This is a genomic window from Clostridium uliginosum (assembly GCF_900112485.1).
Classification (GTDB): domain Bacteria; phylum Bacillota; class Clostridia; order Clostridiales; family Clostridiaceae; genus Clostridium; species Clostridium uliginosum.
This window is the reverse complement of the sequence record NZ_FOMG01000005.1, coordinates 51,464-64,215: the sequence shown is the minus strand read 5'-3', so window position 1 is coordinate 64,215 and position 12,752 is coordinate 51,464. Positions and strand designations below refer to the sequence as shown.

Sequence of the window (12,752 nt, the reverse complement as noted above, 5' to 3'; positions counted from 1 at the left end):
GCCTAACACGCATCTTAAGCAATTATATCTCTATTTTGGTATTATATATATTGAAATAGCTCCTTACAATATTAGGCACATTCCAAAAAATAATAGACTAGTATTCTTGTCTATCATTTTCTTTCATCTGCTTTATTAACAATTTAATGTAGTATGAGCTTTTATTATTTAAAGATTTATAATATTATATATAGATAACGAATCGAAAGCAAAGAGGTAAAGCAAATGAGCATGAATTATAAAGAAGCAATGGACTATATAAATAGTGTAGGAAGATTTGGATCCAATTATGGTCTTAAGAGGACATATAGGATATTAGAATTACTAGGGGATCCTCAAAAGAAGCTTAAGTTAGTACATGTAGCAGGAACTAATGGAAAAGGATCAACTACAGCAATGATTTCTACAATGTTAATTGGATTGGGGTATAAAGTGGGAATGTACACATCTCCTTATTTAGAGGAATTTGAGGAGAGGATTCAAATAAATGGTTTAAATATATCAAAAGTTGTATTAGCAGAATTAATAAATGAAGTAAAGAAGGCTGTGGACAGGGTAATTGAAGAAGGTTATGAGCATCCTACTGAATTTGAAATCTTAACTTCATTAATGTATTTATATTATTATAATGAAAAGGTAGATTATGCAGTTATTGAGGTTGGCCTTGGAGGAGAATTGGATTCAACTAATGTAATAATTCCAGTAGTGAGTGTAATTACATCAATTAGCTTAGATCATATGAATATTTTAGGTGATACACTAACTGAAATTGCACTTCAAAAGGCTGGAATAATTAAAGAAGGAGTTCCACTTGTATTATATCCTCAAAAGGAAGAAGCAACAAAGGCAATATTAGAAAAAGCAAATAAGGAAAAAGCAAAAGTATATGAAGTACATAAAGAATGTGGAAAACTCATTAATATAAATTCTGGTTTAAGGGTGTATCAAAAAGTAGAAGTAAAAGGCATTATGAACATATATGAAGTTGAATTACCACTTATAGGAGAGCATCAAATTTTAAATTTATGTGTAGCATTAACTACAGTAGAAGTATTATGCGAAAGAGAGAGAATTATATTAGATAAAAATTTAATAGAGGAATCTCTTAAAAAAGTAAAATGGATAGGTAGACTTGAAACATTGATGACAAATCCTTTAGTGGTAATAGATGGAGCTCACAATATAGATGGAATAAAGATGCTTAGAAAAAATGTAGAGAAATACTATAAGTATAATAAGATTTATCTGCTTTTAGGAATTTTAGCGGATAAACAAGTTAAGGAAATGGTTCAAGAGATAACTCCAATAGCACATAAGGTTTATGCATTAACACCGCATAGTGAAAGAGCAGAAATAAGTGAAGAACTTAAAAATGAAATTATAAAATATAATACTAATACAATAGCATTAGAAGATTATGAAGAAGTATTTCAATTAGCGTTAAATGAAGCTACAAAAGATGACTTGATTTTAATAAGTGGTTCACTATATATGATAGGGGATATGAGAAAAATAATAAAAAATATGGTAAAATAATACAGGAGGGAGTGAGAGTTATATGAGTAAAGTAAAAGATGATATATTGACAGGTGGGAAAAAATCAATATATCAAGAATTAAAAGAGTTTTGTGATAAAAAATTAGGCGTACCCTATAGCTATCAGGACTTTGGAGTAACAGGGATAAGAGAGTTTAAAGTGATTTTTGAAAAAATAAAGCCTTTAGAAATTTGTGAGAAGATTAAATTAGCTAATAAGCTTATAAAAATTTTATTAAATTATAATAATACAAAAGATGTTTTAAGTGATCTTAGAGGACATATAACATTAAATCCAATAATTGATTATTATGAGGTATTTTTAAAGATCTTTAAAGCAATTATTGAGGAATATCCTGAATACATTGTAGATTTAAGTAATATGGTTAACATATTACTTCATCAAGGAAATTCAAGTGAGGAAATTAAGCTTGCACTAATGATGTCATGCGTTATTAAGCCTGATGAAATAGAATCTATTTTAGAAACACTATCTATTAGCAACGAATATATTTTTTATGTTATTAAAGTATATGAGTCTATGAAAAATGCTAACAATAAAATATTTAATTTAGCTAAAAAATCAAAAGGATATGGTAAGGCACTGTGTATACAAGCACTACAACCTATAAGTTATGAGATAAAAGAATGGTTGATAGAGGAAGGAATGGAAGACAACTTAGGTGATATAGAATGCTTATCTTATACTATTCTACCTTTAGATATTTTAAGTTACTTAAAAACTAAAAAATTTAATAACGAAAATATTAAAGCTACATCAAAGTCATTTAGCATATTATTTTCTGAGTATACAATAGATGATATTGATGATGGATTAAAAGTGTGTTTTGAGTTCTTAAATTTAGTTGATAAATATGGAAAAGATATATACTCTTTATATGGAGTAATATCAATGATATATTCAATCGAAGCATTAATAGTAGAAGAGAGTAATTTAGAAAATACTAATAAACTATCATATCTAGAAACAGAATATAGTAAAATAATAAGTCTTTCAGAAAAAATATATAAAAAGGATATTTGGCAGGATATTATTTTAACGGAACTTGGTAATATAGAAATTGATACTGAGATAATAATAAGTTCAGTGGAGAAAACTTCATTTAAACTTAAAAAAAGTGAATTTGAACTTATTATAAGAAGAGATTTTACTAATCCAGCATTATATAGATACGCATTTGAGTATGGAAGTAGGGCAATAAAAAAAGTTGTGTTTAAAACTGTATTAGAGAAATTGTCAATTGTTGATATTTTAAAAGGCCAAGATGATATTAAGATAGAAGATTTAGATATAGAAGATTTAGAACATGTTTGTTTTTATTTCTTAATTAAAGGCATGAAATATGAGGATTTCCCCGATGAATATAAAGAAACAAATTTAAGTGCACTGAAAGCTAAATTGGTAGAAACTCGTATTCAAGCTATTAAAAATTTAAATAAAATTAAAGATAAGTTTGATTTAACAGATACGAAGGTTATAGAATCTGCAATTAAAACAGAGAAAGTAGCAAGTGTGAAAGTTTCATTAACATCTTTATTAAGTAAATCTAATGCTAAGAAAAAAGAGTATGTAGATGTAAAAGATATAGAAGTAATTCCACATGTTAAAGATATTTATATAATGTCTACTGAAGTTGCTGGTACACAATATGTAGATATGTCTGAGGTAGATGATCTTTTAGCAGAAGGAGAAATATTGTACTTAAACAGAGAATATAATAATCCGTATGATGAAAATGCAATTCAAATAGTATTTGAAACAGGCTATATATTAGGATATATACCAAGAACAAACAATTTGATTCTGAAAAATTTGATGGATAAAGGAAAATATTTTTATGGAATAATAGAGAAAATAAGTGATGACTATGAATATATTGTAATTATGATTTATTTAAGCTATAAAGATGTAATAAATGAAATAACAACAACATTATCATTATTGACAGGAAAAGAAGACAACTATATACAATAATTTATGCATATGAAAGGAAATAATAGATCAAAGATGTGTCGTATATTTGGTTTCAAACAAGGAGGCAAGTTCAGTTAATAGCGAGCTATTAGCTGAATTTGATGACGCAGTATGATTAAAATAGACAAAAATATTGATCTATTATTTTTTTGAATGTGCCTTAATAAAAGAGTAGCTTGAATATAGAACTTTGAAAATACCTAAGTTCTATATTCAAGCCACTCTTTTTTTGAAGATATTTTATTTGCAATGAGATATCTAATATAGTAATTACTTTGATTTCCACTCAATTAAGGCATTAGCTAATTGATCTGGGCAAGATGTATCTTTGCTCTTGCATTTAATACCTTGCAGTTTACTGATTGCTAAATCAATGTCCATTCCTTTTACTAATTCCCCAATACCGAGAAGATTTCCAGGACATCCACCTACAAAATCAACTGATAATATTTTATTATTTTCAATTTCAATGTTAATAGAAGATGAGCATACACCGTGAGTTTTATATGAAAACATATTCTAAGTTTCCCCCTATCTATAAGGCATTATTAAATTTTGGCTCTATTTTAAAACCGTGTTGATATTGTTATATATTGTTCAGTGCGCTAAAGAATTGGACTTAAGAACATCTAAATGAGGTATAGTACCATTTCAGCTTGCTCCAAAGACAAGCTTCGGACAAGCAATTAATGTGACAAGACTCATTAAGAGTTCTAAAAGTCAAATTCTAATGCTCATTGAACAAAAAAGTAACAATATCAACACTATATTAAAACAGAGCCTAAATTTTAAATACCTAAATAATATATTAGTATATTTAATTATAGTAGTAATTTGTCAATAAATAAAGATATTAGAGAAAATAAGTTGTCGCAATAATATGTTTTTAGAATATATTATAAATACAAAGATGATTATCCAAGGGGGAAGAGGTCAAATGAAGTCAATTATTTTATGTAATACTGGATCAGATACTTTAAATAAAATGGATGTTAAAACTTTAAATATTAAAACTTTGAGTTTATCTCTTGGAGAATCAGCATTTGGTCCTCATGGATTATCCCTATATGGAGAAAAACTTTTGGTGGCAAATAATTACAACAACACGATATCTTCAATAAATATAGAAACTTTTAAAGAAGAAAATAGTTTTTATATTGGAGCACATCCTAATGATTTAGCAGTTTATAATGATAAAGCATATGTTTTATGTGGAGAATCTAATTCATTAATTATATATGATTTACTTAATAGGAAGGTTAATTTTGAGTTGCCAACAGGAGCGTTTCCGCATAGCATTGCAATATTTAATGAAGGTAATAATGCATTTATAAGTAACATGTGTGAGAATAGCATATCGGTAATTGATTGTATAGATAATAAAGAAATAAAAAGAATTAGATGTGAAGAATATCCTACTAAAATAATTGTTTCCCAAAATAAAAAATATTTATATGTTTGTGAAAGTTATGTAGGACATGATGTAAATGGAAGTATATCTATAATTTCATTAGAAAATCTAACTTTACAAGGAAAAATTAATGTAGGTATTTCACCTGTAGATTTATGGGAAGATAGTGAGTACCTTTATGTGTCTAATTTAGTAGAAGGATGTATAAGTATTGTTAATTTAAATAAACTAAAAGAGGAAAGTAAGATTTTTGTTGGTGGCATGCCTCGTGGAATAATTAAAGTTGACGAGAGTGTTTTTGTTGGAGATTATTTAAATGGACAATTAAAGGTAGTAAATTTAAAAGAAAAAAATATAAAGACCATAGCAATAGGAATTGAGCCTAATGCCATGATCCTGATTAAAGATTCTCACTAAATAACATATTTATAATATTAGTATATATATCTGATGGGTTCTCTTTCCATTTATTACAAAGGAGAACAGCTTGCTTTTTTGATGGGACTGTTAATTTAAGTTCCATAAGTAAGCTTTGATTTTCTAAAGCTTTTAAATCTACTATAAAAGTATCATCACCATCTAATGTATAATCACTATGTATAGTAAGTTCTTTTTTTATAAGTTCTAATTTATCTTTTAGATATTTATCAATAATAGAAATTTTTGAAGGGGATATTCTATCTTTAAATAATGATAGGACAGTATCTCCTTTTTTTGTTAAATACAATAAATTTTTATCATTAATTTCTTTGTATTTAACGAAATCTGAACCCTCTAACTCACACAGATATTGTTGAAGCGTGAAGTAATTAATGAAGTTATTTTCAAGAACTATTTCGGTAAGTTGAGTGTTAGATATTGGATCTTTTATTGACTTTAATACATATAACATTAATAACTTATTTTCTGCTAATTCTGATGAACTTTCGTACATAAACTACCCCCATAATTATTGAAATAATACTTCTATTATATCATAAAATATTGTTTAGTGAATATATTTAGAATTAATAATAATTAATGCGTTTAAAAAATTAGGCATATAAAAGAAAATAGAGAGTTAAAGATGCGATGCATATTTTTGGCGTCAAGCAAGGAGGTATTTTTGACTTATAGCTTATCTATTATGAGAACGTGCCTTATAGGGGGAGCGATGAGTATTGAAATGGAAAAAATGTAGGATATTTTTAGATTTATTATTGATCTCTTGTTTAATATTTATGTCAGTAGGTATTAATAAAAATAATCAAGTTATATCTGCAAATATAGAAGAGGAGCATCCTATATATTCTGTAGATTCTAAAGATAAAGCTGTTAGTTTGACATTTGATGTAAATTGGGCAGAAAATGATAATCTTAAAAGCATATTAGAAATATTAAATAAATACAATGTAAAAGGAACATTTTTTATAATGGGAGGTTGGGTTAACTATAGTGATGAAAATGTTGATAAATTAAAGGCTATAAAGGAGGGAGGAAATGAAATAGGTAGCCATAGTTATATTCATCCAAACTTTTCACAAATAAGCGAAACAAGAATAGAAGAAGAATTAAAAAAAACTGATGAAATTATTGAAAAACACATAGGAGAAAAACCTAAGCTATTTAGATTTCCAAGTGGAGATTATAACAAGCAAGCTTTAAGGAAAGTAAAAAAATTAGGATATATGCCTATACAATGGAATGCAGATTCTGTTGATTGGAAAGAATCAGGACAAGATGTGGAATATAATAAAGTAATGAAAAAAGTAGCGCCTGGTTCAATATTACTTTTCCACAACAATGCAAAATATACTCCAGCTAACTTAGAAAAAATTATAAAAGAACTAAAAGACCAAGGATATGAGTTTAAAACAGTAGGAGAACTAATATATTTTGATGAATATTATGTTGATCAAAATGGGATTCAACATAAAAATAATAATAAAGATTGAAAATAAACCAGTTTTTGTATTATAATGGTAATAAGTGCTAGTGGGAGCACTGTTTAGCAAATTAATTTACTATGGAGAGAGGGGTAACAATGGATAATTTAATGTTAAATAACAAAATTTACCTTGAGGGTAAAGTAACATCTGAATTAGAATTTAGTCATGAAATGTATGGAGAAGGATTTTATACTTTTGATTTAGATGTGATGAGGTTAAGTGATTCAGTGGACAAGTTAAATATAACTGTTTCAGAAAGATTGATTAGTAATATACAATTGGAGATGGGGTCTGATGTAATCGTTGAGGGTCAATTAAGATCTTATAATAAGTTTATAGATGGATCTAATAAGCTTATACTTACTGTTTTTGCACGTAACATTGAACCATGCATAGAAAGAAGTAAAAATCCTAATGAAATATTCTTAGATGGGTATATTTGCAAAGAACCAATTTATAGAACAACTCCATTTGGTCGTGAAATTGCAGATGTATTGCTTGCTGTAAACAGAGCATATAATAAATCTGATTATATTCCAACAATTGCGTGGGGAAGAAATTCAAGATTTTGCCAAACATTAAGTGTTGGAGATAATATTAGAGTATGGGGAAGAGTTCAAAGTAGAGAGTATCAAAAAAAGGTTTCAGATACAGAGAGTATTAGAAAAATTGCGTATGAGGTGTCAATTTCTAAAATGGAGAAGGTAGAAAGAGAAGAATCTTCAAACCAAGAAGGCGCAGTATAAAATTAGCTTAGGCACATGAAAGAAAATAATAGACCAAATATATATGCATACTGGTCTATTATTTTTTGAATGTGCCTTAGCAATGATTTTTGATAATGTATAATATAAGAAAGAGGATTTCATATTTTTGAAATCCTCTTTTTATATGTATGTTTATTTTCTTAAATCGTCTAAAATTTGAGTTTTACCTTTTGTTTTATCATCTACTGATTTAATAACCTTAGCAGGTGAACCTGCAACAACAACACCATCAGCTACATCTGAAACAACAACAGATCCAGCAGCAACAACTGAACCAATACCAATCTTAACTCCTTCAAGAATTACAGCATTAGCACCTATTAAAGCGTTATCTCCAACAATGCAAGGTTCTTTGCTTGGTGGCTCTAAAACACCAGCGACAACAGCGCCAGCACCAAGATGAACATTTTTACCAAGCTTACCACGAGCACCAACTACAGCATTCATATCTACCATAGTTCCTTCTCCTATTTCTGCACCTATATTAATTACAGCACCCATCATTATTACGGCATTTTTACCAATAGTAACTTTGTCTCTAATTATAGCACCTGGCTCAATTCTAGCTTCTACTTCAAGTAAATCAAGCATAGGAATAGCAGAGTTTCTTCTATCGTTTTCTATTCTAAAATGTTTTATAAGATGTTTATTATCTAATACTATTTTAGTTAAAGCATCAGACTCTCCTATTAATATGTAAAACCCATTTGTGCCATACCATTCTATATTATCCATATGAGCTTCGCTTAAATCACCATTAACATATACTTTGACTGGAGTTGATTTTTTAGATTCTTTAATAAATCTAGCGATTTCATATGGATCAGTTAAATTATAAGACATTATATCACCCTTTCATTATTTACAATCAATTTCATTATAATAAAAATCCACACTAAATAAAAGAGGTAAAGACATAAAAGCACAAATAGTTTGAATCACCTTAATTAATAATGTAGAATAGTTTTATAACAAATGCGTAATAAGGCATATTAAAAAATAACAAGTAAGTATACTTAACATAAAGTTATTATTAAGGTCAGATAGATCTTGTTTACAAGAAATGATAAGCAATAAGGCACATGAAAGAAAATATATCAAAAGGGAGCGATATTAATGAATAAGAGAGTTGAAAGTGTACAGATTTCAGGAATAAGAAGATTCTACGAAAAAGTTCAACAAGTTGAAGGAGCAATATCATTAACTATTGGGCAACCAGATTTTAATGTACCAATAGATATAAAAAGAGCAATGATTAAAGCTATTGAAGAAAATAAAACAGATTATACTTCAAATGCTGGAATTGAACCGTTAAGAGAAGAAATAAGTAATTATTTAAAAGAGTTTAATATTAATTATGATAAAGAAGAGATTTGCATAACAGTTGGTGGTAGTGAAGGCTTATACATAATATTATCTGCACTTATTAATGCAGGAGATAAAATTTTGATTCCATCACCTGCTTATCCTGCATATGAAAGTATTTCAAGTATTTTAGGGGCAGATATAATAAATTATTCATTAAATGATGATTTTACATTAAATATAGAAGAACTCAAAGAAAAAGTAAAACAAGGAGATATTAAATATTTATTGTTATCTTTTCCTTCAAATCCTACTGGAGCTATATTATCTAAAAATCAAAGAGATGATTTAATAGAATTAATAAAGGAAAATGATATTATAGTAATAACTGATGAAATGTATTCAGCTATAATATTTGATGAATACTATTCAGTAGCTCAAAGTACTGATATTAGAGATAAAGTTATATATGTAAGTGGATTTTCAAAGATATTTTCAATGACAGGACTTAGAATAGGTTATTTTGCATGTAATAAAGATTTAATGAAGCAACTAATTAAGGTACATCAATATGCTGTTTCATGTGCACCATCAATAGTTCAATGGGGAGCACTAGAAGGATTAAAGAAATCACTTGGAGATGTTAAAAAAATGAGAGATACTTTTGAAGTTAGAAAGAATTATTGTATTAATAGATTAAATAGCATGAGCATAGACGTGATAGATCCTAAGGGTGCTTTTTATATATTCCCATCAATTAAGAAGTTTAACATGTCATCAGAGGAGTTTTGCATACGATTGTTAAAAGAAGGAAAGTTAGCTTGTGTTCCAGGAACGGCTTTTGGGAAAAAAGGTGAGGGATATATGAGAATATCTTATTGCTATTCAGAAGAAATGTTATCTCAAGCTTTTGATCGGTTAGAAAATTTTATAAAAACTTTAGGCATATTAAAATAAATAATAAGTCAGTATGCCTTATAAAAAATTAATTTACGTTAAATATTTATATTTAGGCTATGTTTTAAGTAAATGTTGATATTGTAATATAAAGCTCATGGACTGTGAAATGTGCCTTATATTAAAATATCAATACTATTTTAAAACATAGCCTATATTTAAATTAAATGTTTAATGTATTTTTTTATTAAAATTATAAATTCGAGCAAATTATATTACTAAATATACCATTTTTGATGTAATTTTTAGTAAATGAAGTGCTTTTTTATCATATTGATATTATAAAACTGTTAATGAACAGGCGAAAAATAAAAGCATCTGTTGACAAAATCTTGGAATATTATATAATATAATAAATATTAAGCAATAAAAGTTAAAAAATGATATTGACAATTTTGTAACTACTTTAGTAAATACAATTATCATGTCAGATAGGCATATAAAAGAAAATAATAAGTTAAAGATACGACGTATATTTTGTCTTAAGATAAGTTAAACTAAATTGATCTGGAGTATAAAACTCCACCTGAAAAGATTTACTTTGTGTAAGGGTAAAGGGTGAAGGAAAATCACAACATACTCGGGGTTGCTTTAGATGACACAGTATGACGCAAAATAAACTAGTGGACTTAATTATTATTTTTTGAATATACCTTAAATAAAGAAGGGGGAATAATTAAATATGAAAAAGAGTAAACTTAAAAAGTTGTGTGCTGTAACTTTAGCTTTAACTTTAGGGATGTCAGTTTTAGTAGGTTGTGGTGGCTCAGCTAACAAAACAACAGCAAAAGCTCAAGTTCTTACTTATAACTTAAATGCAGATCCAAAAACTTTAGATCCAGCCCTAAATGCATCTGTTGATGGAGCAATAGTAGTATCAAATACTTTTGAAGGATTATGCAAATTAGATGAAAAAGATAAAGCAATTGCAGGGGTAGCAGAAAAGTGGGATGTATCTAAAGACGGAACAGTATATACTTTTCATTTAAGAGATAGTAAATGGTCAAATGGAGATACTGTTAAAGCAGGAGATTTTGAATATGCTTGGAAAAGGGTATTAAATCCAACTACTGCAGCAGAATATGCATATCAAATGTCATATTTGAAAAATGCTAATGAATATAATCAAGGCAAAGTAGTTAAAGAAACAGGAGTTAAAGCAACTGCAGATGATGTTGGAGTTAAAGCAATTGACGACAAAACATTAGAAGTTACATTAGCTGAGCCGTGTTCATACTTCTTAGAATTAACAGCTTTCCCTTGTTACTTCCCAGTTAATAAGGCATTAGTTGAAAATAATTCAGAATGGGCACTTAAAGCTGAAACTTATATTTCAAATGGACCTTTTAAAATGACCGATTATAAAATTAAAGATCAAATAGTATTAGAAAAAAATGAAAACTATTATGGTAAAGATAATGTTAAACTTGATAAAGTAAATATGAAACTTGTTACAGAAGAAACTTCTGCTTGGGCAAGTTATAAAACTGGAGATTTTGACATGGTAGATGTTGTTCCGAATTCAGAAACTCAAACAGCATTAAAAGATGGAACTGCAACAGCGTTTAAAGCTTTAGGAACTTATTTCTATGTGTTAAATCTTGATAAAGACAAAGTATCAGCTATTGATCCAGAAGCAGCTAAAGTTTTAAGTGATTCAAGAGTAAGAAAAGCTCTAAATCTTGCTGTAGATAGACCTTCAATTGTTGAAAATATAACTAAAGGGGGACAAATTCCTGCACATAGTTTTGTGGCTGAAGGAATTCCAGGACCAGATGGAAAAGATTTTGCACAAAAAGAATATTTTTCACCTAAAGCTAATATAGAAGAAGCTAAGAAACTATTAGCTGAAGCTGGATACCCCGATGGAAAAGGATTTCCAACATTAATAGCAACTTATAACCCAGAAAGTGGAAATGGAGATATTGCGCAAGCACTACAAGATATGTGGAAGAACAACTTAGGAATTACAGTTGAACTTCAAAGTCAAGAATGGAAAGTATTCCAAAAGACAAGAACAGACGGAAAATATGAAATTGGAAGACATGCATGGCTTGGAGATTATGTAGATCCAATGACATTCTTAGAAATGTGGCAAAGTACTTCAGGATTAAATGTTGCTAAATATAAGAGCCCTGAATATGATAAATTACTTCAAGGTGCAAAAGTAGAACAAGATGCTACTAAGAGAATTGACTTAATGCATAAAGCAGAAGATGTACTAATGGAGGATATGCCAATAGTTCCTTTATACTATTATGTTTCAGTAAAAGGTGTAAAGAGTTATGTAAAAGATGTTAGAGTATCACCATTAGGATTTATATATTTTGATAAAGCATATATAGAAGGAAAATAAAAAAATTATAAAAATTGCTTCAATAAATATATAGATGATAAATCTATATATTTTGAAGCAATTTTTTTGGTTTGTTTTATGCAATTAATTTCTATATTATTATTCAGAATAATTAGTAGGGTATTTGTAGTTTTATAATAATAAGGATCATATTTAATTATACAAATAAGAAAATAGTTAATAACACTAATATATAAATGCTTATATAATTAGTATTATTATGTACATCAATAATGTAGATAATTTTGTAAAATTGATAGATTGTATAGTAAATCGGCAAATAATAATATGTTTTTTAATAAATATGAAAAAATGGAAATAGTATGTCAATAATAACAGAATAAAAATAGTAAATCAATAATTAAAATACACATGTATCTGGCAGAAATACAGGGGACGAGCTACCATAAAATTGTCAACTTCATATTATTACATTGTTAACTAAAGGGGCTGAATACTTAGGATTTATTGACAAAATTTAATATTATTATATAAT

General features: G+C 27.8%; 10 protein-coding genes. 7 read left to right on the top strand and 3 right to left on the bottom strand.

Going from position 1 to position 12,752, the window contains the following annotated elements:
* Positions 1–225: 225 nt before the first annotated feature.
* Positions 226–1,536: a bifunctional folylpolyglutamate synthase/dihydrofolate synthase gene (locus BM027_RS05035; protein ID WP_090089399.1), complete on the top strand. Its 1,311-nt coding sequence runs from the start codon at positions 226–228 to the stop codon at positions 1,534–1,536.
* Between the two features lie 22 nt (positions 1,537–1,558).
* Complete coding sequence (locus tag BM027_RS05030; protein WP_090089398.1) at positions 1,559–3,532, top strand: HIRAN domain-containing protein; 1,974 nt, start codon at positions 1,559–1,561, stop codon at positions 3,530–3,532.
* A 270-nt stretch (positions 3,533–3,802) separates the two neighbouring features.
* On the opposite strand, the gene BM027_RS05025 is transcribed toward BM027_RS05030, so the two are convergent.
* Complete coding sequence (locus tag BM027_RS05025) at positions 3,803–4,048, bottom strand: TIGR03905 family TSCPD domain-containing protein (RefSeq protein WP_090089397.1); 246 nt, start codon at positions 4,046–4,048, stop codon at positions 3,803–3,805.
* A gap of 421 nt (positions 4,049–4,469) precedes the next feature.
* Between BM027_RS05025 and BM027_RS05020 the strand changes: the two genes are divergently transcribed.
* Entirely contained in the window at positions 4,470–5,360 is an 891-nt protein-coding gene (locus tag BM027_RS05020; protein WP_090089396.1) for a YncE family protein, read from the top strand.
* Here BM027_RS05020 and BM027_RS05015 read toward each other — a convergent pair.
* The gene (locus BM027_RS05015; RefSeq protein ID WP_090089395.1) at positions 5,344–5,877 is read right to left on the bottom strand and encodes a DUF4364 family protein; all 534 of its coding nucleotides are present in this window, start codon (positions 5,875–5,877) and stop codon (positions 5,344–5,346) included. The two genes, BM027_RS05020 and BM027_RS05015, sit on opposite strands and share 17 nt — an antisense overlap.
* A 226-nt stretch (positions 5,878–6,103) precedes the next feature.
* On the opposite strand from BM027_RS05015, the gene BM027_RS05010 reads away from it, so the two are divergent.
* Together BM027_RS05010 and BM027_RS05005 are read left to right on the top strand one after the other, a co-directional pair.
* Positions 6,104–6,877 (top strand): polysaccharide deacetylase family protein, encoded by a 774-nt coding sequence (locus BM027_RS05010; protein WP_090089394.1) that lies wholly within the window; start codon positions 6,104–6,106, stop codon positions 6,875–6,877.
* An 89-nt stretch (positions 6,878–6,966) separates the two neighbouring features.
* Complete coding sequence (locus tag BM027_RS05005) at positions 6,967–7,617, top strand: single-stranded DNA-binding protein (RefSeq protein WP_090089393.1); 651 nt, start codon at positions 6,967–6,969, stop codon at positions 7,615–7,617.
* 153 nt (positions 7,618–7,770) lie between these two features.
* On the opposite strand, the gene dapD is transcribed toward BM027_RS05005, so the two are convergent.
* On the bottom strand, positions 7,771–8,481 hold the full coding sequence (gene dapD, locus BM027_RS05000; RefSeq protein WP_090089392.1) for a 2,3,4,5-tetrahydropyridine-2,6-dicarboxylate N-acetyltransferase: 711 nt from the start codon (positions 8,479–8,481) through the stop codon (positions 7,771–7,773).
* A gap of 273 nt (positions 8,482–8,754) precedes the next feature.
* Between dapD and BM027_RS04995 the strand changes: the two genes are divergently transcribed.
* Together BM027_RS04995 and BM027_RS04990 are read left to right on the top strand one after the other, a co-directional pair.
* Positions 8,755–9,900, top strand: a complete 1,146-nt coding sequence (locus BM027_RS04995) for a pyridoxal phosphate-dependent aminotransferase (RefSeq protein ID WP_090089391.1) — start codon at positions 8,755–8,757, stop codon at positions 9,898–9,900.
* Positions 9,901–10,582: 682 nt separating this feature from the next.
* Positions 10,583–12,256, top strand: coding sequence for a peptide ABC transporter substrate-binding protein (locus BM027_RS04990; protein WP_090089390.1), 1,674 nt, complete (start codon positions 10,583–10,585; stop codon positions 12,254–12,256).
* The last annotated feature ends 496 nt before the right edge of the window (positions 12,257–12,752 follow it).

Bases quoted from the DNA above. Each gene is read 5' to 3' on its own strand.
- BM027_RS05035 (WP_090089399.1), top strand. From the start codon at position 226: ATGAGCATGAATTATAAAGAAGCAATGGACTATATAAATAGTGTAGGA.
- BM027_RS05030 (WP_090089398.1), top strand. From the start codon at position 1,559: ATGAGTAAAGTAAAAGATGATATATTGACAGGTGGGAAAAAATCAATA.
- BM027_RS05025 (WP_090089397.1), bottom strand. From the start codon at position 4,048: ATGTTTTCATATAAAACTCACGGTGTATGCTCATCTTCTATTAACATT.
- BM027_RS05020 (WP_090089396.1), top strand. From the start codon at position 4,470: ATGAAGTCAATTATTTTATGTAATACTGGATCAGATACTTTAAATAAA.
- BM027_RS05015 (WP_090089395.1), bottom strand. From the start codon at position 5,877: ATGTACGAAAGTTCATCAGAATTAGCAGAAAATAAGTTATTAATGTTA.
- BM027_RS05005 (WP_090089393.1), top strand. From the start codon at position 6,967: ATGGATAATTTAATGTTAAATAACAAAATTTACCTTGAGGGTAAAGTA.
- dapD (WP_090089392.1), bottom strand. From the start codon at position 8,481: ATGTCTTATAATTTAACTGATCCATATGAAATCGCTAGATTTATTAAA.
- BM027_RS04995 (WP_090089391.1), top strand. From the start codon at position 8,755: ATGAATAAGAGAGTTGAAAGTGTACAGATTTCAGGAATAAGAAGATTC.
- BM027_RS04990 (WP_090089390.1), top strand. From the start codon at position 10,583: ATGAAAAAGAGTAAACTTAAAAAGTTGTGTGCTGTAACTTTAGCTTTA.